At 57.5% G+C, this 21,902-nt stretch carries 14 protein-coding genes; 6 read left to right on the forward strand and 8 right to left on the reverse strand.

Features of this window, described 5'->3' with window-relative positions:
- Window positions 1-17: 17 nt before the first annotated feature.
- The 3 genes from HMPREF1628_RS01065 to guaA all read right to left on the reverse strand — a co-directional run bounded on the left by HMPREF1628_RS01065 (window position 18) and on the right by guaA (window position 5,583).
- Window positions 18-962, reverse strand: coding sequence for a TatD family hydrolase (locus HMPREF1628_RS01065; RefSeq protein WP_034506806.1), 945 nt, complete (start codon window positions 960-962; stop codon window positions 18-20).
- Entirely contained in the window at window positions 955-3,900 is a 2,946-nt protein-coding gene (locus HMPREF1628_RS01070; protein ID WP_084703139.1) for a YfhO family protein, read from the reverse strand. The genes HMPREF1628_RS01065 and HMPREF1628_RS01070 overlap by 8 nt, the downstream gene beginning before the upstream one ends.
- A gap of 135 nt (window positions 3,901-4,035) precedes the next feature.
- On the reverse strand, window positions 4,036-5,583 hold the full coding sequence (gene guaA / locus HMPREF1628_RS01075) for a glutamine-hydrolyzing GMP synthase (protein WP_198030375.1): 1,548 nt from the start codon (window positions 5,581-5,583) through the stop codon (window positions 4,036-4,038).
- Between the two features lie 86 nt (window positions 5,584-5,669).
- Between guaA and HMPREF1628_RS01080 the strand changes: the two genes are divergently transcribed.
- Window positions 5,670-6,980: a hypothetical protein gene (locus HMPREF1628_RS01080; RefSeq protein WP_052038741.1), complete on the forward strand. Its 1,311-nt coding sequence runs from the start codon at window positions 5,670-5,672 to the stop codon at window positions 6,978-6,980.
- A 95-nt stretch (window positions 6,981-7,075) separates the two neighbouring features.
- Entirely contained in the window at window positions 7,076-8,023 is a 948-nt protein-coding gene (locus tag HMPREF1628_RS01085; protein WP_034506815.1) for an ROK family glucokinase, read from the forward strand.
- A gap of 72 nt (window positions 8,024-8,095) precedes the next feature.
- On the opposite strand, the gene HMPREF1628_RS01090 is transcribed toward HMPREF1628_RS01085, so the two are convergent.
- Together HMPREF1628_RS01090 and HMPREF1628_RS01095 are read right to left on the reverse strand one after the other, a co-directional pair.
- Window positions 8,096-9,829, reverse strand: a complete 1,734-nt coding sequence (locus HMPREF1628_RS01090; protein WP_034506819.1) for an ABC transporter ATP-binding protein — start codon at window positions 9,827-9,829, stop codon at window positions 8,096-8,098.
- A complete protein-coding gene (locus HMPREF1628_RS01095; protein WP_084703140.1) occupies window positions 9,829-11,808 on the reverse strand; it encodes an ABC transporter transmembrane domain-containing protein in 1,980 nt (659 codons plus the stop codon). The genes HMPREF1628_RS01090 and HMPREF1628_RS01095 overlap by 1 nt, the downstream gene beginning before the upstream one ends.
- A gap of 155 nt (window positions 11,809-11,963) precedes the next feature.
- Here HMPREF1628_RS01095 and pta point away from each other — a divergent pair, with 155 nt between their 5' ends.
- From pta to HMPREF1628_RS01115, 4 genes are all read left to right on the forward strand, one after another.
- Window positions 11,964-14,024 carry a phosphate acetyltransferase gene (gene pta, locus HMPREF1628_RS01100; RefSeq protein WP_034506821.1) on the forward strand — a complete coding sequence of 687 codons (2,061 nt, stop codon included), beginning with the start codon at window positions 11,964-11,966 and terminating at the stop codon, window positions 14,022-14,024.
- A gap of 14 nt (window positions 14,025-14,038) precedes the next feature.
- On the forward strand, window positions 14,039-15,232 hold the full coding sequence (locus HMPREF1628_RS01105) for an acetate/propionate family kinase (protein ID WP_034506824.1): 1,194 nt from the start codon (window positions 14,039-14,041) through the stop codon (window positions 15,230-15,232).
- 144 nt (window positions 15,233-15,376) lie between these two features.
- The gene (locus HMPREF1628_RS01110) at window positions 15,377-17,389 is read left to right on the forward strand and encodes an NAD(+) synthase (RefSeq protein ID WP_034506827.1); all 2,013 of its coding nucleotides are present in this window, start codon (window positions 15,377-15,379) and stop codon (window positions 17,387-17,389) included.
- 2 nt (window positions 17,390-17,391) lie between these two features.
- Window positions 17,392-17,745, forward strand: coding sequence for a hypothetical protein (locus tag HMPREF1628_RS01115; RefSeq protein WP_034506829.1), 354 nt, complete (start codon window positions 17,392-17,394; stop codon window positions 17,743-17,745).
- A 61-nt stretch (window positions 17,746-17,806) separates the two neighbouring features.
- On the opposite strand, the gene HMPREF1628_RS01120 is transcribed toward HMPREF1628_RS01115, so the two are convergent.
- The 3 genes from HMPREF1628_RS01120 to HMPREF1628_RS01130 all read right to left on the reverse strand — a co-directional run bounded on the left by HMPREF1628_RS01120 (window position 17,807) and on the right by HMPREF1628_RS01130 (window position 21,816).
- Window positions 17,807-19,066 carry an MFS transporter gene (locus HMPREF1628_RS01120; protein WP_052038743.1) on the reverse strand — a complete coding sequence of 420 codons (1,260 nt, stop codon included), beginning with the start codon at window positions 19,064-19,066 and terminating at the stop codon, window positions 17,807-17,809.
- Window positions 19,067-19,158: 92 nt separating this feature from the next.
- Window positions 19,159-20,559, reverse strand: a complete 1,401-nt coding sequence (locus HMPREF1628_RS01125) for a class II fumarate hydratase (RefSeq protein ID WP_034506831.1) — start codon at window positions 20,557-20,559, stop codon at window positions 19,159-19,161.
- Between the two features lie 132 nt (window positions 20,560-20,691).
- A complete protein-coding gene (locus tag HMPREF1628_RS01130) occupies window positions 20,692-21,816 on the reverse strand; it encodes a GuaB3 family IMP dehydrogenase-related protein (RefSeq protein ID WP_034506833.1) in 1,125 nt (374 codons plus the stop codon).
- Window positions 21,817-21,902 lie beyond the last annotated feature (86 nt).

Below are 21,902 nucleotides of genomic sequence, written 5' to 3' on the forward strand. Positions count from 1 at the left end.
CTTACTTACAAAGCACTTCAAGCAAAAAAGACATTGCCGTATACTGCTTCACTATTTTCTTGTAGCTGCTGGAGGGTGTCCTCTTCACTACGTTCCCACATCTGCGCGATGAACCGAACCGTGTGCGCAATAACGTATGAGGCGTTCGGATGACCTCGATACGGCACGGGGGTGAGGTAGGGCGCGTCCGTTTCCACCAGAATGCGGTCTGGTGATAGCGATTTGAAGGCCTCGCGCAGATCATCGTTAGCAGCAAACGTTAGTGATCCGCCAAACGAGGCGTACCAGCCGTTCTTCTCTACGTGCCGAGCCAGGTGCGTTCCACCTGAAAAGCAGTGGAACACGATTGGCGTGTGCCCCTTATCTGCACCCGTGTCGTAGAGGACGTCCAAGCACTCCTGATGTGCATCTCGGTCATGGATCTGCACTGGTAAGGAACGCTCAAATCCCATGCACAAATGAGCAGCAAACGATTCCTTTGCAGCGGTAAGGCCTGCGTCGGCCGTGCGGAACAGGTCGATACCGGTTTCTCCCACAGCCACAATGGACGGATCATCCAGCCGGCTCTCCACCGCGGCAAGAGCCTCATCTAAAGGCACGTGATGATCCTTCAGCTCATGCTCCCAACCGTCGGCGGCCACGTCCAACACGCCCGCGTGTAGCGGCGCCTCATTGGGATGGAGCGCAATAGCTGCACGTACCCGCGGGAAGCCAGCCGAGTCACCAAACTTGTGGGCAAGCTCAATGGTGGGATCAAAATCTGTAATCTCACAGCCCACCGTAATGAGCCCGCGGACTCCCACCTGATACGCACGATGGAGCTGTTCCTCAAGGGGAAGCTTGACGCCGCCAGCTTTGGGGATTTCCCACTCCCCAATGGGCAGATGCGTGTGATTATCGAGCACAGGACCAGCTAGAGCCGCAGGGGGCTCGGGCCAGTTCCGAGGCTTTTTTCTACTCATCTTCTACTCCACCGTCATACATCTCATCTGCGTCCAGGGTTTCCTCGTTAAGCTCCCCCGCTTCGGCCAGGGCAGGTTCATCCTGGGGCAAGTCACTCTTGGCGATCTCACGCTCGTGCTTGCGCTTCAACTGGCGTTGCCTGGTTTTCCGCTCAAAAACAATCAAAGCTATCAGTAGCAATAACGCGAGGGCGCTGGTGAGTTGTCCCGCCCGCAATCCGATAGGCGTGAAACTCATGTGCACATGGTTATCACCCGCCTGCACCGGGATCAGCATCAGCGAATCATCGAAAGGCTCTATCTTTACATTCTGCCCGTTAACTGTAGCTTCCCAACCCGGATCGTAAATATTGCTTACCAGCAAGTAGCCTGCCTGGGGTGCGTTGATGCTCAAATCCATAGAACGCCCGCCCCGCTCAATCTTCACGGGGTTGGCTTTCGCCTTCGCAACGGCACTTTCATAAACCGAATCATTCATTACGCCGGCTTCGAAGCTGACCGTGCCGGACTTGTCTTTCTCGGTTTTGAACTCCACTTGACCGGTATCGCCCGCGTGTAAAACACCCAAATCAACCAGGCCATTCTTTTGGGTACTTACCTGGACCTTCTGGTCATTCCCGGTGTAAACCGAAACGTTTTGCACCTTCACCGTTCCAGACTTGTAGGCGAGGAAGTAGTGACCATCCTTTTGCGCTGTAACCCTCACGTTTGCAACGGCCTGTCCGGAAGAAGATTCAAACTTGACCTGCTGACCAAAAGGCTCGTTAGATTGCTCAGACACCGTGCCCGTGGTAGCTGAGAACTCTGCCTTCACCGTCTCATACAGGCCGGAGGTGCCAAACGCAGCCTCGTACATCCTCGCTTGATTGGTAAGGAATCCCTCGGCTCCGGTTTTGAAATCTCTGGCCGCGCTATCAACCAGGAACGCATTAGGCAGGGCGTCCGCGTTCTCGTAAACATTGATACTGGTCGATTCGAAGTAGGTCGAGTAGTCAATCAACTGCCCGCGCTCTTTGTCGCTGGTCATCACATATTTCACGCCCAGGAAGGTATCGAGCGGTTTAGTCGGATTGTAAGCGTAGGAGTTAATGCCGTTAGTGGATAGGCCAACGTCCTCCATGAGTTTCAACTGCGCCTGGCTGAATGAAGAACCAAACAGCGTGACACCGTCATAGCCGTAGAGGAATGCGTCGTTATAGGTCTTGCGATTAGCGAGCTCCGCCCGCGGATACCCGTCATTGTCGGTCTTGATCTTAGCGGCAACCTCGCGCACATCCCGGGGGAAGTCGCCCGCGGCATAGCCGTCGCGATTGCCAAATACCTGCCCGTCTCGCACATCTTTAATGCCCACAATCGAAGAAGCCAGTAGCTCCATTGAGACCAAGCCGATCATGGTTGCCACTGCAACGCTCCGCGCGGCAAACACTCGCGGCGACTTCCCCAGTTTCAAGGTGATTTCTTCTCGCCTAGATACAGCCGCAAGAACTGCAACATACAGCGCGCTAACCGCGATGGTCGCGACCATCGAACGCGCGGTCACAGCCTCTTTATCGATTCGATACATGACCAGGGCGAGCAGACCTATTCCGGATGCGATCTTCGCCAGTGGAAGCGGCTCGGTTTTGAGCGCACGGAAAGCGTCAGCAGCCATTACCACCAGGAGGAATACCGCGGTGAATGCAAACCGGTGGTTCAACTGGTTCGGGTAGTGCATTCCGTGCCAGAAGAAGTTCAACGAGTTGACCGACAAGCTGAGCGTCATGACGGTCAACAGAATTCCGTTAGCGATCTTCCCCCTCGTGGAAATGCTACGAGCCAGGAAATACGCCGGGATCAGCAACAAAACGAGGGTTCCTGCGTAAATGTTTGGAAGGCCCTCGCGCACAGCGGGTGCGGACAAGAACATTTGGCGCCCAAACAAATCAATGGGCGAATACATGAAGTCCATTTTATCCGGCCACGCATCGCCGTATGCCGACGTGTGTTGCAACTTCAAATAGACCGGGATTAACAGCGCGGAGGCCAGCGCAGCCCCGAACACGGACGCCCCACCAAACAAGATTGTTTTGGCCACCTGATCTCGCCAACGTTTGAACGGAACGTTCTCAACCAGAAGGACCAGGAAGTACAGGGCGACAAAAAGGACCGCGAAGAACGCCGCGTAATAATTTACGAAGAGGGTTATGGCCGTGAAAATCACGTAGGGAACAAGCCGCTCGTACTTGACGATCAACCACGCGCCGTAAGCGAGGAGGGGCAGCATAATCTGCACGTCCAGCCACATTATGTTCCAAAAGTACGCGAGCGTGAACGAGGAGAGCGCGTATCCAAAGGAGAACAAGACGGCAACCCACGGGGTGTGAGCGCGGCCTCGACGCAGGAAGAAATAGCTGGTGTAGCCCGCCAAGCCCGTTTTCAAAACGACGTCGAACAGCACAAAGTTAGACAGTTGCGAGGCGGGGAACAACAAAATGAGCAGGTTTATTGGACTTGCCAAGTAGTAGGCGAAGAGCGAAAGGAAGTCGGTACCCAAGCCGCCTCGCCACGAATACATAAGAGTCTCAAAGTTTGACAGCTTGCGCTGATATTCAGCGAGGAACGGCGCGTACTGATGGTACAGGTCGATAGTGAGGATGTGCCGGTTGCCGCTGGGCCACACCCCCGACACCTGAAACGCGATGAAAATGATCAGTGCCGGAATGATGAACGCGGCAATACCCGGACGATTCTTAGAAGCAAACCAGGCTTTCGGATTCAATAGCGCATCCCTAAACCTACGCACCCTGCTTGGCGCCGTAGCTTCGACTGTTGCCGATTGTTCAGACGCGTCTACGGGCTGGATACCCTGCTCACTCTGCTCCGAATGCGCTACCAGCACGCCCTCGGGCACCGCATCCTGGGGCGCTGCGTCGTCCGGCATAAAAATCTCCTCGCTCATCACTACACTGCGACAACAGTATTTTGGCAGACTTGCGCCCTATCAGCACCCACCTGCCTTAAGATCGGCCTCCATATAAGCGTTTGGGGAGGGCAGCGCCACGCACTGCCCTCCCCAACACATCACTCTAGGAGATTACTCCCATTCGATTGTTGCCGGCGGCTTCGACGTCACATCAAGCACAACACGGTTGATTTCAGGGACCTCGCTGGTGATTCGCATCGAAATGCGATCCAGTACATCGAACGGCACGCGTGCCCACTCGGCGCTCATGGCGTCCTCAGAAATGATCGGGCGCAGAACAACTGGGTGACCGTACGTGCGCTGATCGCCCGTGACACCCACGGATCTTACATCAGCAAGCAGAACAACCGGGCACTGCCATATAACTTCATCAAGGCCGGCATTCGTTAGCTCCTCGCGCACAATGTAGTCAGCTGCGCGCAGAACATCCAGACGCTCCCGAGTCAGCGCGCCAACCACGCGCACACCCAAGCCGGGGCCAGGGAACGGCTGGCGCTTCACCATAGAGGCCGGCACCCCAATCTCGAGGCCAAGCTCGCGAACCTCATCCTTAAAGAGGGCGCGCAACGGCTCAACCAGCTCAAAGTTCAAATCCTCAGGCAAGCCGCCCACGTTGTGGTGAGACTTGATGTTTGCCGACCCTTCGGCTCCGGACTCAACCACATCAGGGTAGATCGTGCCTTGGACGAGGAACTTAACTTCCTCCCCATCGCGATCAGCTTCAGCCACGAACTTCTTCTGCGCATCCTCGAACACGCGAATGAACTCGCGGCCAATGATCTTGCGCTTCTTCTCCGGTTCGGTGACATCCTTCAACGCGTTCAAGAAGCGTTCGGACTCATCAATCGTGACCACACGAATACCCATCGTAGCCGCGTAGTCGCGCTCAACCTGCTCGCGCTCTCCCAGACGCAACAGGCCATGATCCACGAAGAAACAGGTGAGCTGATCGCCAACAGCCTTGTGTACAAGCGCCGCTGCAACCGAAGAATCCACGCCGCCAGAAAGCGCGCAAATCACGCGCGCAGAACCAACCTGCTCGCGGATCTTCTGAATCTCACTATCAACGATCGAGGCCGCGGACCACTCGCCCTCAATACCGGCAATATCGCGCAAGAAACGCACAATCTGATCCTGACCGTGCTCGGTGCGACGGATCTCCGGGAGCCACTCCACGCCATACAGGCCGCGAGTTACATCCTCGGCTGCCGCAATCTTCGACTTCTCCGTGCTCGCGCTCACGCGGAACCCATCGGGGAGCTCCTCTACGCGGTCAGTGTGAGACATCCACACATCCTGGTCGCCATCAGCGCCAAGCAGTTTCGAATCCGAAACCGTCACAGTTGCGCGGGCACGACCATTTTCCGGAACATCTCCGGGGGTAACCACACCACCCAGGGCATCTACCATCACGTGGAAGCCCGACGAAATAGCAAGAACTGGAACCCCAGAATTAAGAATGTCCGCGTCAAACTTAACGTGCGCGGACGACGGACCACCAGAAAGAATAATCGCAGCAGGATTCTTTTCACGGATCTGCTGCGCACTATAAGTCTGGGGAACAATCTCGGAGTAAACATGGGCCTCACGGACCCGGCGGGCAATCAGCTGCACGTTTTGTGCACCTAAATCGACCACCAGAACCGGGCGATTCTTCATTTCATTTGCGTTAGTCACAGCTAAATTCTACCGCGCAAAATTTGCCTTCCGTCACCGCGTCCAAAAATTAGGGCAGAATATTAGGCATGGCACACAAGAAGTCGGCAACGTCGCTCTCAGAAGTCTTCATCCGTAAATGGGGCACGCGCAAGCTCAAACCCCTTACAAAAACCGAAAAACAAGCCATCGACGCCATCAATCACGACTTCCTCGAAGCCGCAAACGAAGCCGCCACTGCGGCTCACTGCCCCGACACAGCGTGGTTAATATCTCTTTGGACCAGCCCTCGCGACCTCGGAAAACGAAAAGGTCCAGACCTACCTGACCTTGACCTGGTACTCGCCGCTATCAACATCATTGAAAACGAGTACACCAACCGCACGCGCACACTACCGCGCCGCAAAATTCGCGAGCCCCTTGCCCGCATGTGGCAGACCCACGAGGCCCGAAAAAACAATCCAAACTGGGAAGAACTTACCGACAGCAAATCCCGCTGGTACACGACCGAAGACCTGCAACAGTGGTACAACAACGTAGAAGAGGGAGCCAAGAACCTTACCGTTTTACCCACCCGCACCTACCCGCATGCTTTTGTGCAAGCCGTGGCGTGGGTGGAAGCATGGGACGAGTTCCTTAAACTGCGCGGCCACATCGGTGAGCGCTTCTCACTCCGTGAAGAACTAACCCGACTGCACAACTGGCCCGGAGACCAGTGGAATACCGGCGATGACTACGAGTCCGCCCAAAACCGCTTCCATCGTCGGCTCGCCAAGGCTCGAAAGCGCGTTGCCGACCCGTTGCGGGACCAGGTGCTTCGCCGCGCCCTGTACCTGCGTGAAGGTCTGCTCACTGAACCCGTTGATCCTCTCGAATGGTTCCTAGCCTCCGCCTCATACACAGCCATCAACCCCGGCGTCATGATTCCGTGGACGCAAAAGGACTACAACGCCCTCGGCGATCTGGTTGATAGCTTCGAGAACATGCGTCTGCGCTCCAAACGCAAGTCGTTCGATGCCAAGAAGTCGGACCTCAAACTAAAACTCACATCTATCGATGAAAGCGAACTGGCGTGGGTTTCCGGGCCACAACAAATGATTGACCTGGATGAGGACGTCGTGGCTGCCCTCCCTCCCGGATGCGCAGTGAAGCGGCTTATCGTTTCACGCAAGCATCCAATCGGGCCGGACTGGATGGTGTACTGGGTTGAATCTGAAGATGGCGGCGCCAAACCTATCCTCAACCTCGTTGAAACCGCGAAGTTGCGCCCGCCAATCCTTTTCGTCTCCGATGGCACGCCCGCGAACCTCGCCTCGCTGGTATCTGAACACCTTGATAGCGCCTTCACCATCCCCACCCACCCGCTGAGCGTGTGGAACAAACCCGACCACCCATTCTGATTAACGTCTGTCGCGCGTTGACGTACAGTTTAGGTGCAGACCGTAAGTTTGAACTTCACACAATAAAGCCCCTGTGACTAAATAAGGAGTAGCACGTGAGCCTCACAATTGGAGTTGACGTAGGCGGCACGAAGATCGCCGCAGGCCTTGTTAATGAAGAAGGTGAAGTTCTGCGCACGGAAGTTATACAGACTCCTGCGCAAGAAGTTGACGCAACCGCGAGCGCAATCGCCACGCTGGTTGCAAAGCTGCGTGAGGGCGAGGAAGTGAGTGCCGTTGGTATTGGAGCCGCAGGTTTTTGCGACGCCGCGCGCACTTCGGTTGTGTACGCGCCAAACTTGGCGTGGCGCAACGAGCCGCTGGCTTCAAAGATCACGGAGGCAACAGAGCTTCCCACTGTGGTCGAAAACGACGCAAACGCGGCGGCATGGGGCGAGTTCCGTTTCGGAGCTGCCCGCGACGCGAAGAACGCGATTGTTATCACGCTAGGTACTGGCATTGGTGGCGGCATCATCGTTGATGACAGGCTGGTGCGCGGTTATCAAGGCTTTGCCGGCGAGGTTGGCCACATGCAGGTCAAGGCCGGAGGGCGCCGCTGTGGCTGCGGTAATCGAGGTTGTTGGGAACGCTACGGTTCGGGCACGGCTCTCGTACACGAAGCTCGCGAAATCGCCACTGTTGCACCCGCGTCTGCGTTGCGACTGCTGGAAATGGCTGACGGTAACCCGCAGCAGATCACCGGGCAGATGGTTACGGCCGCTGCGAAAGAAGGCGACCCGGTTGCGCTCGACGTGGTTGAAACCATTGCGGAGTGGGTGGGCCGCGGACTTGCTGACCTCTGTGCCATCCTCGATCCGGAAATGATCGTGCTAGCCGGCGGCGTCGCCTCTGCGGGAGAGTTGTTGCGTGCGCCCGTACAAAAGTCGTTCGAAAAGAACCTTACTGCCCGCCTGTACCGCCAGCCTGCCCAGATCACACTGGCTGAGCTTGGCGTTCCCGCTGGCCTAATCGGCGCCGCCGACCTGGCGCGCCAATCGGGTTAGCATCAAAGTCGCTCAAATCGAGGGGCGCGGTGAACTATCCTTACGGACTCGGTTCACCGCGCTCCCCTTTTACTATTCGTGTTGCCAGGCTCTCCACAAGGAAGCGTATTCGCCGCCACGAGCTACAAGTTGATCGTGTGTGCCAAGCTCGACTATGCGTCCGTCCACCATCACCGCTACCCGGTCCGCGTCGTGAGCCGTATACAGCCGGTGCGCGATCGCAACGACGCTTCGCCCCTCCAACGCCTTCCCAAGGGAACGCTCCAACTGCCTTGCCGCCGTTGGATCCATCAGCGAGGTAGCCTCGTCAAGAATCAAAGTGTGCGGATTCATGAGGACAATACGGGCAAGCGCTAACTGCTGGGCCTGCGCTGGGATGAGTGTCAGAGCGCCCGAGCCGACCTTGGTGTCCAACCCATCCGATAGTTCCTGTACCCAGCTGGCCGCCCCCATGCTTTTTAGAACATGCCACATCTGTTCAACCGTGGCGTCCGGTTTTGCGAGCCGGAGGTTGTCCGCGATCGTGCCGACAAACACGTGGTGCTCCTGCGTCACCAGGGCCACGTTCTGATGCAACTGGCTTTCCGTTAGTTCAACCAGAGGAACTCCTCCAACCGTTACCGACCCGGAGGTGGGCGGGTGAATACCTGCAATCATCCGGCCGAGTGTGGACTTGCCTGCGCCTGACGGCCCCACGATTGCGAGGGTCTCCCCCGGCCTCAGCTCTAAATCAACCCCGTGCAAAACGGGATGTTCCGGCCGGTACTCAAAGCTCACGTCTCGTACGCTTACAGCGTTCGAGGTAGGCTGCTTGCCCGACGCGATCCTGTCCGATTCCACCTCGTCCACGCCAAAAATACGGGCCAACGAGGTTGCCGCACTTTGAAGCACATCCACCCAGTAAGAGAGCTCGTCGAGCGGATAAGAAAGCTGAACTCCGTAGAGCGCGATCGTGGTCACCACGCCCAGCGTGGCGTAACCGTTTGGAATCGCCCATGCTCCGGCTAACGCCACCAACAGCGCCGGGGTTTGCAGGAAGAAAATCACTGCGTTTAACAAGAAAATGCGCAGGTAAGCGGTGTAGCGCTCCAGATTCCAAATTTGGGTGATAGCCACGTCGAGAATGTTGTTTCTAACCCGGCGCAGGTTAAGCGCATCAACCGTGGAATGCTGTTGAACCGTCTCCGTGGTGATGCCAGAAAGCGTTGCCCACTGTGCGGACTCCGCCTGGTAGCCCGGCACAGCGCGGCGCATGTACCAACGCAACACAAAAATGAGCGGAATCAGCGGAGCCAGAAGTAATAGCGCCAAAACGGGAGCAAGCGCAAATGCAGCAGCATAGGTAACTACCACAGTGAACACGATCATTATGATCCGGTAGATTCCACGCTGGACCAGAAACTGGATGCGGTCAATATCGTGGGTTGTACGCCCAATCAGGTCTCCCGTACCCGCCGCCTCTACAACAGACAGAGGCATATGGGTAACCGAATACACCAGATCCTCACGAAGCTGGGCAAAAACCGCCTGGCCAAATACGCGCGAGAAATACTCGCCCAAATAAGTCAGCAACAACTGTGCGGCCACCAACACCCCAATAATGATGAGGTAGCGTGTCACTTCCGCGCGAGTAGTCCCCGCCACGATCAGATCCAAAAGCCTACCGATGAGCCACGGGGTTGCCACTACGATTAGCGACGCCACAACTTGGAACACCAAAACCGTGGCAATTAGCCTGGGGAACCGGCGGATAACAGCCCAAAACCTCGAGATCACCTGCGGGCGAGCAGCGATGGGAAGCTTCATTATTCTCCTCCCTGAGCGCGCTGAACAACCTGTTGATACTTGAGGCCGCTCTCCTCGCGCCTTAGCGCGCGATCCAGCAGTTCATCGTGAGATCCGCGAGCCACTTCCTTGCCGTCCTCACCGATAAACACAACCTCGTCGCACTGTTCTAAAACCAATGGGGAGGAGGTTACTAGCACCGTGGTGAGCTGCTGGCGCCGCGAGCGCAACCGGCTGGCAATCCGCGCCCCTGTATGCGAATCCACCGCGGAGGTAGGCTCGATTGCGATTAGCACATCCGCGTTTGTTGCGAGGGCACGCGCAAGTGCAACGCGCTGGCGTTGCCCACCAGAGAGCGTGCGGCCCTTCTCTGCCACTGCTCCGTTCAACGCCCCAGGAATGGAATCCAGCACGTCTTGAGCGTCCGCAGTCCACATAGCGTCTAGCAGAGCCTCATCCATCGCATGCTCCCCCACCTCAACTTCGGGGCGCTCCTCGCGAATCCGGCTATCCAGATAGGTCTCAAAAATCGTGTTCTGCACCGTCAGCGGCTCGCGCATATCTGCCCGATCAGCCAGCAGATTATCTCGCAAGCTTCCCCTAAACAGGTGGTCGTGTGCCGACGCCAGAACAATGTGCTTGCGCACCTCATCTACCGGGCGATCACGCAAGTCATCCTCGCCAATAAATACCGGGTTCTCGTCGTCTACCCGACAAAGCCTTGTAGCCAGTTGCGCGGAAACATCCGGATCTGCAGCAACGAGTGCGGTAATAGCGCCGCCCTTCACCTCGACACCACTGATACCGTCGCGCAGAGGTTGCAGATACCGGCTGTCCGCTGAACAAGAACTCGCTTCGTTTTCCGAGTTGTTGTCCACGTTCTCGTTAGCGCCGGCCCGGTCACGCACGCTCGATTTCAGCTCCTGCACGCGAGCCACCTTGCGCAGTCCCACCCACGCGCGCGTGCCCACCTGCATCGCTCCTACGATTATGAACAGCGGGGTGGCCAAGTACCCGGCAAAACCGTAAAAAGCAATCATCTCTCCGGCAGATAACTGGCCTTCAAAAACCAAGAACGCTGCGATTGCCACTACCGCGAGAGCGAATGCGTGCGGGACTCCCTGCGATGCGGCGCTTAGCAAAGCCTGCGGGCGGGCAGCGTGAATCCCTCGACGACGAACCTCTTGCGACAACTCCCTGTAGCGCTCGTTGAATACGTCTTCCCCTCCAATTCCGCGCAAGACGCGCAGACCGGTCACAACATCCGTGCCGATATTAGTGAGGTCGCCTTGCGCATCACGCTGGGATTGCTGGCGCTGCTCGAGCGGTTTTATCAGCAAAGAAAGACCGCCAACAACCACCGGCATTCCTATCAGCACCACCAGCCCCAAGGGAACTGAGACAGAGAACATCAGGGCGGCAATCACGATTGTTGTAATCAGGGACGCTGCCAGATCTGAAATGTAAGCAAAAAGTGCGCCAATATGTGTGGAGTCGGTTGTTATCGTGGCAATAATGTCTCCGGTTGCCATGTCGGTTTTTGTATTCCCACGCCGGTTTGTCACGTGATACGAGGACATTCGCGCACTTCCAGCCTGGGCTTGAAACCAAGTTCCGATCTCGAATACTTGGTACAACCCCGCAAAGACCGTTGCGATTAGGATCAGCGAAAAGAAAATCACAACGGGGCGAACAAGGTGGCTACCCAATCCCATATCCAGGCCGGCATCCAAAAGGAGCCCCAGCGCCCAAGCCAACAGAGCTGAAGACACCTGCGACAGGGTTGCCACCAATGTGGCGCCAAGAAGCAACCATTTATTCTTACGTAAGAGTCCTAACAAAAACCGCCGAGGCGAGGCCTCCATATCTACAGGATCCCCCAAGGGAGGGCGCAAGAAAGACGGCCACCAGCCAGGCTCTTTTGCTACCGCAGGAAGCTCAATACCGTTCCTGCTGGCAAGACCCCGGCTTATGGCCTCGTGCCTTTCGTTAAAACTCATGTTGTGCACCCGCGTAACGTTACATCACGAATGCTATGTATTCACCACTCAAATGCGGTTTTTGGGGCCTTGAGACATTTTTGACTCTACTTTCATCGTCGATTTTAACTACCATTAGGAAGAGCCTTAAAAAAATAATTCCAAAGGAGATAGTTTTGGCACGCACACTTTTTGTTGCCTCGCCAGAGCCTCGCACCGGTAAACCAATGGTGACTATCGGGCTGGCTTCATTTTTTATTGAAAAAGGTATGAAGGTTGGCCTCTTGCGTCCCATTGTGCGAGACCGATCCACAGACGCGATGCTGAACATCTTCAACAACGGCACCGTTATTTCCGGACCTGCCGTTGGCGCCCTCACCTATGACGAGTACATCGCGGACCCTGATTCCGCTTTGGAAAGCATCGTGCGCACACACCGCAAGCTTTCTGAAAACGTTGATATTGTCATAGTTTCAGGTTCCGATTTTGAAGGCGTCGTTGGTTTCGACGAGTTTGAGTTCAACTGCCGAGTAAGCGCCAACATTGGAGCACACATGGCCGTTGTCCTGTCTGGTATTGACCGCACGCCAGAAGACGTGATGGATGCGGGACGCCTAGCCGTGACTACGGCTCGCCAGGAGTTCGCCCACGTGGCGGGTGTGGTTATCACGCGCGTTCCAGAGGAAAATGCGGATGACTACCGCCGCAAGGTGGAGAAGATCCCCACCTACGTGATCCCGGAAGACCCGTTGCTTACCGCCCCTCGAGTCATCGACATCATGAACTCCACCAACGCCACACTGGTAAATGGTGACCGCGCAAACCTGCTTCGCGAAGCCGAAAACGTCCTCATTTGCGGCATGAACTCCACGCACGTACTTGAGCGACTACAAGATGGTCAGATCATTATTGCGGCGGCGGATCGCCCTGAGCTTTTGATGACCGTTGCCGCAGCTCACGCGGTTGAGGGCAAGCCAAGCCTCGCCGGCCTCATCCTAAATGGCGGTTTTGAACTGTCTGAACAAGTGATGGACCTGGTTGGCAAACTCGTTCCCGACCTGCCGATTATGACGGTTTCTACCGGCACTTTTGAAACCGCGGACAGGGTTTCGCGCACCCGCGGCCCCGTGCATCTGCACACCCCACGCAAACTTGAGCGCGCTATCGAACTGGTTCGCAAATCGATCAATCCGGCCGCAATGGAAGCCATTTCTGAGGCGCCTGGCACCGCGCACGTCACGCCGCTCATGTTCCAGATTGACCTGCTTGAAAAGGCTGCGGCCAAGCGCATGCGCATCGTTTTGCCCGAGCCTGACGATGACCGTATTTTGCACGCTACCGACACGATTGTGCGTCGCGGCGTGGCCGACGTAATTCTGATTGGAGATGAGGAAGCGATCCGCACCCGTGCGGGCGAGCTGGGCGTCGAACTGGCAAACACACAGATTGTGTCCCCGCAAGATCCCGAGCTTTTAGAAAAGTATGCGGCCGAGTTTGCGCGCCTGCGCGCAAAGAAGGGCGTGACCTTGGAGCAGGCGCGCGAGAAAGTTCAAGACGTGTCCTACTTTGGCACCATGATGGTGCACATGGGGGATGCGGACGGCATGGTTTCAGGCGCTGCCCACACCACGGCTCACACCATCGTGCCGTCGTTCCAGATCATCAAGACCAAGCCCGGCACCTCGATCGTGTCTTCCACCTTCCTCATGCTGATGAAGGATCGCGTACACGTTTACGGCGACTGCGCCGTGAATCTGGACCCGTCGGCCGAACAACTTGCCGACATCGCGATCTCGTCCGCTGAAACAGCCGCCCAGTTTGGGGTGGAGCCTCGCGTTGCGATGATCTCCTACTCCACCGGTACCTCCGGCCACGGCCCGGACGTGGACAAGGTTCGTGAAGCCACCGAACTCGTACGTCAAAAAGCACCCGGCCTTGCCGTTGATGGCCCGCTCCAGTTTGACGCGTCCATCGATCCAGTAGTTGCCTCGCAGAAGATGCCAAACTCGGACGTAGCCGGCAAGGCCACCGTGTTTATCTTCCCCGACCTCAACACTGGTAACACCACGTATAAAGCCGTGCAGCGATCCTCCGGTGCTGTTGCCGTGGGCCCCATCTTGCAGGGCCTCAACAAGCCGGTTAACGACCTTTCGCGCGGCGCCCTCGTGGAAGATATCATCAACACGGTTGCAATCACCGCCGTGCAAGCCCAAAGCATCAACAACGAGCAGAACTAGACAGGAAGCAACCAATGAGTGAAACCCCTCCCCGGGTGCTTGTTATCAACTCCGGATCCTCATCGCTCAAATACCAGCTGGTAGAGCCCGAAGATGGCGTCTCCATCGCCTCGGGTATCGCTGAGAGAATCGGCGAACCCGTGTCTCACACCGAACACCGATTCGGAGACAAAGAGGTTGCGATAGACCAGCCGATCCTCGACCACACCGCAGCACTGCGCGAAGCTCTGCGCCTGTTCGACCAGGTTGGACCAAAGCTCGAGGAAGCCAATATCGTGGCAGTTGGACACCGCGTGGTCCAAGGTGGCAGGTACTTCTCTGGCCCCGCCCTCATAGACGACCAAACGCGTAACCTAATCGACCAGTTGTCCCCGCTAGCCCCGCTACACAACCCCGCCCACCTCAAGGGCATTGACGTAGCGCGCAAGATGCTTCCAGACGTTCCTCACGTGGCGGTTTTTGACACGGCGTTCTTCCAGTCTTTGCCTGACGAATCGGCAACCTACGCGTTGGACAAGGAAACCGCGGACAAGTACTCGATCCGCCGCTACGGCGCGCACGGGACCTCGCACCAGTACGTCTCTGGCCGGGTCCATGACCTGCTGGGCCGCAAACGTATCCGCCAAATCGTGCTCCACCTGGGCAACGGCGCGTCCGCATCCGCGGTTGTAAACGGCGAGGCCGTAGACACCTCGATGGGCCTAACCCCTCTCGAGGGCCTTGTGATGGGCACGCGAACCGGTGACATCGACCCGGCGGCTGTGTTCCACCTCATGCGCAATGGCGGCATGAAGATCGATGAGATCGACACGCTGTTTAACAAGCGCTCCGGTCTGAAAGGCCTTACCGGCGACAATGACATGCGTAGCGTTCGCGCCCGCGCAAACGCGGGAGACAAGGAAGCCCGTCTTGCCCTAGACGTCGTACTGCACCGCCTGGTCAAGTACGTTGGCGCCTACGCTGCCGAAATGGGCGGCCTGGACGTTCTCACGTTCACCGCAGGCATTGGCGAAAACGACTCGGCTCTCCGCCAAGAACTGTGCGACAAGCTGAAGATGTTCGGCATCACGCTGGATCCGGTTGCAAACGTTTTGCGCTCAAAGGATCCCCGTACAATCTCGGCCTCCGACTCGAAGGTGCGAGTAATGGTTGTGCCTACCAACGAGGAGCTAGCCATCGCCCAGCAGGCGATGTCGCTGCTTGACTAAAACACTGTGGCGCCCCGCTCCCGCGAGGAATCGACCGAGCTGTTCGGTTTTGTTCGCGGACCGGGGCGCCATTTCAATTTGGGCTCTAAAATCGTAATCAGGGATAACCAAGCCCTGCTTTACTGCCATTCGTGAAGGAAAAACATGTACGACTTTCACTCCCCCATCGCAAACGGGTTTGCCCGTGTAGCCGCAGCAAACATCCCCATCAAGGTTGGGGATCCCGCCGCGAACGCGATCAGCATCATTGAAGCCGCCAACCTGGCGAGCGAAGCCGGAGCAAACGTAGTCGTGTTTCAAGAGCTCACGCTGGTAGGAGTAACGGCAGACGATCTGCTGTTCCAAGACACCCTGCACGAGGAATGCGAAGCCGCGGTAGAGACCATTAAGCAGGCCTCCGTCGATTGGCCCCTAGTAGCTCTGTTTGGCACTCCTCTACGGGTAAGTGGCAAGACTCTGAACGCCGCAGTCGCTGTCACCCGCGGCCAAATAGCAGGAATCTGGTTTGATCCCGTTCAAAACGATCCGATGCGAAAGCGCTGGTTTAGTTCCCGCTCTGATGCCTCCGCCGCCTACTCGGTCATATTGGACCAGCCGCTATTCGTTGCGGGCGAGATACCTCTGACGGTCCAGGACGTGCCCGGCCTATCCATCAGCGTGCAACTGCAGGAACCGATCGACTACCAGATGCAGGCGAGGCATGGCGTTAGCCTAGTTGCGAACTTGGGCGGGGCACCCGCGTTTGCAGGAACTGCACGGCATCGTTTGGCCCGGGCACGTGAGGCATCGCGAACCACAAAACTCGCGGTTGTGTATGCGGGCGCAGGCGAGGGAGAGTCCACAACCGATTACGCGTGGGACGGGCAGGCTTTCATCGCGGAGGCTGGCGAAGTACTGGCACAAAACGACCGGTTCGGATCCGGTTTACGCCTTACTTATGCCGATATTGATCTGGCTCGACTGCAGGCAGAGCACAAGCTCTTAAGCCCGGCGCAAGAGGAAATGTTTGCCAGCCAACAGGTGCGCGTGCAACCGCGGGGCGACTGGACGCTAGAGCGCAGGCTCCCCCGCTTTCCGTATTTGGATACGGATCCGGGGCTTTGGGAGTCTGACCTCGAGGATATGTTTGACCTGCAGGTCCAGGCCTTGATGCGCAGACTTGAGGCCACCGGAAACCCGCACCCGGTTATCGGCATATCCGGGGGGCTGGATTCAACGCTTGCCCTCCTCGTGTGTGTTGAAGCTATGGAGCGCATGGGACGACCCCTCACCGATATTTTGACCTTCACCATGCCGGGCTTTGCCACCACCTCGCACACGAAGAACAATGCGACGAAGCTGTGCGAGGTTCTGGGCACAACGTTTGAGGTGATCGACATTCGCGATACCGCCCGCCAAATGCTTGCCGACATGGGGCATCCGTTTGGACGCGGCGAAGAAGTGTATGACGTGACGTTTGAGAACGTGCAGGCGGGCCTGCGCACCGATTTCTTGTTCCGCATTGCCAACGGCAGGCGCGGCCTGGTGATCGGTACGGGCGACTACTCGGAGCTCATGCTCGGGTGGTGCACGTTTGGCGTTGGTGACCACATGTCGCACTACAGCGTGAATCCGGGCGTTCCAAAAACGCTTATGCAGCATCTGATCCGTTGGATTATGGCCTCGAATCGTTTTGGCGAGGACGTTAATGACACGCTGGATTCGATTTTGAACACCGAAATCACACCGGAACTGATCCCCACGCGTGAAGGCGAAGAGGCCCAGTCTACGCAGGCAATGACCGGCCCTTACGCGTTGCAGGATTTCAACGCCTACTACCTGGTTTACCTGGGTTTGTCCCCAGAACTCACGGCTTTTCGCGCGTTGAATGCTTGGAGCAACGCAGACGAGGGTGTTTGGCCCGCCGGTTTAGAGGGAGTGGATCGCGCCGAGTTTGACCTTCAGCAGATCCTCACGTGGGAGCGCGTGTTCCTGCGCCGCTTCTTCACAAACCAGTTCAAGCGCTCCACTTTGGCAAACGGCCCGCGTGTACTAGAAGGCGCGAATCTGTCGCCCCGTGGTGGTCTGATGCTCGCATCTGATCTTTCGCCTGCGCCGTGGCTTGCGCGCATAGACAAGCTGGCTGATAGCCTCGGCATCGAATTAGAAAAGAGGTAGCCGTGACTGCACTACTGTTGGTTTTTGGGGCCCTATTCATAATGGCCGCTACCCTTGGCGTGGCTTTGATTGCGAGCATTGCGAAAGAGGATGCCTGGCAAGGTTCCGCCCTGCGTTTGCCCGTGCGGTCCGATGATACCGAGGTGGTTCGTCACGTGCACCGCGCATCTCTGCCGATTCTGGGTGCCCTCGTGTTTATTGCTCTGGCACACGGAGCTACCTTGCTGATCCTAGCTTTCTACCCTTCAGTGACCGTGGCAGTGAAGGTGGCAGTCATCGTCGCGGGTGTCGTAACCGTCGGAGGATTGGCGGCCACGATCATCTCTTACGCAAAACATCCGCACGTCAAGCGCTAAACCGCGTTTATAGTTTTGCCCCGAGGTCACTTGAATAGCCTCGGGGCAAAATCATTTTGGACTAGTCCTGCACAGGTTTACGCTCTTCCAACACAACTGTAGAAGCAATGACTAACGCGCCTCCGATCGGCAAGATCACAATGGGCGCCAACAGGGACGTTGCGACAATCGCCTGGCCGAGCAGCGGTGGCAAGAGCAGGAACGAAAGGCGCATGAGCCAAGAGACCACCATGAGGCCAACCCCCGGTTTCAATCCGGGCACGTCGTCTGCGGCGTTCATTGCCAACGGAACGGTGGTAGCCGCGCCAAAGCCCGCTGCGGCGAAGGCAATGACGGTGACAAAGATGTTTTGGAATAGGAGGGCCGCGCTCATACCAACAATGATGAGAGTGCCGCCCATCAAAATGGTGCGCTTCGCGCCAAGCTGATCAACAAACCTGTCCCCCGTAACGCGACCCAGGAAGTGGAAAGCGAGCATACACACGTATGCTGCGGGCGCGAGGGTCGCGCTGGCCCCCAGGTAGTCACGCATGTAAAGCGTGGACCAAGATTGCGCGATGTCTTCGACGAGCACACCGGAAATCGCCAGAAGTAGCAAAAGCGCAATAACGAGGGGAACAGGCCAGTTTTTTGCAGAGAGCCGGTGAATACTGGGTTCGTCTTGGTCTGCCCCGTCTCGGCCAGGGAGGGTGTATTTGCTGGCGATGAGGGCAACAAGACTGAAGAGGACTCCGGCAAATCCGATGTGGTAGCCGATTGGGACGGCGAGCGCGGTGGCTACCATGGCCATCAGCCCTCCGGTCATTGCACCCAAGGACCAGGAGGCGTGAAAACTATTAATAATGGAACGTCCGTAGCGTTTTTGTACGCGCAGGCCGTGCGCGTTTTCACCCACGTCAACGATTGCATCCGTTGCGCCGCCAAGTGCGAAAAGGATGGCGAATGGGACTGCGAGGATAGCTCCCCCACCCTGCGCGATAGCTACCAGGATCGCCGAGAGGGTCAGCGCGATTCCAATCAGGAACGTGCCGTAGGCCGCTACTTTAGCGGAGGTGAAGCGTTCCACGAACTTCGCGGCGAAGGGTCCGCCAATGATGGCGCCTAGCGGGAACGCCGCAATGATCAGGCCGTAGCCTCCCGCGGTTAGTTCGAATGCGTCTTTTAGTTCTGGGAACCTCGGCGCGAAGTTCGCAAACAGTGCGCCGTTGGTGAAGAACAGCGCGGTTACGCCGGCGCGCGCTCTAGCGACATCAGCAGAAACCAACTTGCCTTGACCTTTCAAAAGTGGATCTCGGTTGATTGTGTCAAAGTCAGCGCGCACTTTCCAACTACCGATTATGCGAGGAAACCGGGCCTTACGGATAGAAAAGGCTCGCGTCCAACCTTGCTGGACGCGAGCCTTTTTCAGCTTTGTTAGTTGGCCTTCGGGTGGGTCATGGACGCCACGTCGAGGGCTTCGTCAAGCTGTGCTTCGGTGATCTCGCCGCGCTCTACGAATCCGAGGTCAATCACGGCCTCGCGAACCGTGATGCCCTTAGCTACGGAGTGCTTGGCGATCTTCGCGGCGTTCTCGTAACCGATGATGCGGTTGAGCGGGGTAACGATGGACGGCGAGGACTCGGCAAGCTCCTTGCAACGCTCAACGTTTGCGATCAAGCCGTCAACCGTGCGCTTTGCGAGGACGGTGCAGACGTTGCCAACGATGTTGATCGACTCGAGGATGTTGCGAGCCATGACGGGCAACATCACCAGCAGGTCGAAGTTGCCCTGGGCGCCAGCAAACGCGATAGCCGCGTCGTTGCCGATAACCTGGGCTGCAACCATGACGGTGGCTTCAGGAACAACGGGGTTAACCTTGCCCGGCATGATCGAGGAGCCTGGCTGCAGGTCAGGTAGGTGAAGCTCGCCGATTCCGGTGCGCGGGCCGGAGCCCATCCAGCGCAGGTCGTTAGCGATCTTGGTTAGTGACACTGCGATGGTGCGCAGAGCGCCGGACAGTTCAACGAGGGAGTCCTGGGCTGCCTGAGCTTCGAAGTGGTTGCTGGCTTCCTTGAACGGAAGGCCCGTGTTCTCGGCGATGAGCTCGATGACGCGCTCGGAGAAGCCGGCCGGGGTGTTAATGCCGGTGCCCACAGCGGTGCCGCCAAGAGGAAGCTCGTGCAGGCGCGGCAGAGCAGCGTGCACGCGGTCGATGCCGTAGCGAATCTGGGTGGCGTAGCCGGAGAACTCCTGGCCAAGCATGATCGGGGTTGCGTCCATCAAGTGGGTGCGGCCAGACTTCACGACGTCCTTGTACTCTTCAGCCTTGGCTTCGAGCGACTTCGCGAGGGTTTCAAGCCCGGGCAAAAGAACCTCATCAACGGCCTGAGCGGCAGCGATGTGGATTGACGTGGGGAACACGTCGTTGGAAGACTGTGACGCATTAACGTGGTCGTTCGGGTGCACCTTGTCGCCCTTGATACGGGTGGCGAGGGTAGAGATGACCTCGTTGGTGTTCATATTCGAGGACGTGCCCGAACCGGTCTGGAAGACGTCGATGGGGAACTCACCGTCGTGCTTGCCGGCAATGACCTCTTCAGCGGCTTCGCGGATGGCGTCCGAGGTGGCCTGGTCGATGACGCCGAGCTCGAGGTTGGCTATAGCGGCAGCGCGCTTCACCTGGCCGAGTGCGGCGATGTGGTGATCGGAAAGTCCGCGCCCGGAGATCGGGAAGTTCTCAACTGCACGCTGTGTTTGTGCGGCGTAGAGAGCGTTCTTGGGAACGCGAACTTCACCCATCGTGTCGTGCTCAATGCGGTATTCGATTTCGGTCATTAGTTCTCCTTCATCGTTGATCGCGCGACGTGCGCGCACTTAGTTCTATTGTCTAACACGGGGGCCACGCTGGGGGCGGTTTGCACGCATGCCCAAGCAGGCTATGCCGTATCGAATATTGGTGAGGAACCTTTAGTGCGGTTCGTAGGGCGCCACCACCATGTCTACACGTTGGAGTTCCTTGACTTCCAGGTAGCCAGTGGTTGCCATGGTGCGGCGGAGCGAACCGATGTAGTTGACGGTGCCATCGGCGCGTGAGGATGGGCCGAAGAGGATTTCTTCCATGCTGCCAACCGTGCCCACGTGTACGCGGTGTCCGCGAGGAACTTCGGGGTGGTAGGCCTCCGATCCCCAGTGCCATCCGCTACCGGGGGCTTCTTTTGCGCGAGCGAGGGCTGCGCCGAGCATCACTGCATCCGCGCCGCAGGCGATTGCCTTCGGGAGGTCTCCGGAAAGCCCGATGCCTCCGTCGGCGATGATGTGCACGTACCTACCGCCAGATTCGTCGAGGTAGTCTCGCCTTGCCGCAGCGATGTCTGCGAGTGCGGTTGCCATGGGCGCGTGGATTCCGAGGAGTTGGCGGGTGGAGTGTGCGGCTCCCCCACCAAATCCTACGAGCACGCCGGCGGCGCCGGTTCGCATTAGGTGCAGGGCGGCGTTGTAGTTTGCTACGCCGCCCACGATGACGGGCACTTCGAGTTCATAGATGAAGCGCTTTAGGTTTAGTGGTTGTGCCCTGCTGGATACGTGTTCGGCGGATACCGTGGTGCCGCGAATGATGAACAGGTCTACCCCGGCGTCCACAACGTAGCGCCAGTACTTTTGGGTGCGTTGCGGGGAGAGCTTGCCGGCAACTACAACTCCGGCCTCACGAATCTGGCCCAGGCGCTGGCCAATGAGTTCAGGTTTTATGGGCTCGGCGTAGATTTCTTGAAGCCGGCGGTTTGAGGCGCGCGCGGGCAGTCCGCGGATTTCCTCGTAGACAGGTTCGGGGTCCTCATACCTGGTCCATAGGCCTTCGAGGTCGAGGACGCCGATGCCACCCAGCTTGCCTAGTGCGATCACGTTTTCGGGGCTCATGGCCGAGTCCATTGGCGCGCCCAGGACGGGAATGTCCACGTTGTACGCGTCGATTTGCCAGGACGTGTTTACGTCTTCGGGGTCGCGCGTGCGCCGGGAGGGGACGATTGCCACGTCGTCCAGCGAGTATGCGCGGCGGGCTTGTTTGCCGCGTCCAATGTTAATCGTCTCAGTCACACTTCCATGATACGAGCCTTACGTGATGCTTGTTGAAATAGTTGTCCGTATGGGCATATAAGCTCTACGTAGTGAAACGTTAAGGA

Source organism: Actinomyces sp. S4-C9 (genome assembly GCF_000758775.1).
Taxonomy (GTDB): domain Bacteria; phylum Actinomycetota; class Actinomycetes; order Actinomycetales; family Actinomycetaceae; genus Gleimia; species Gleimia europaea.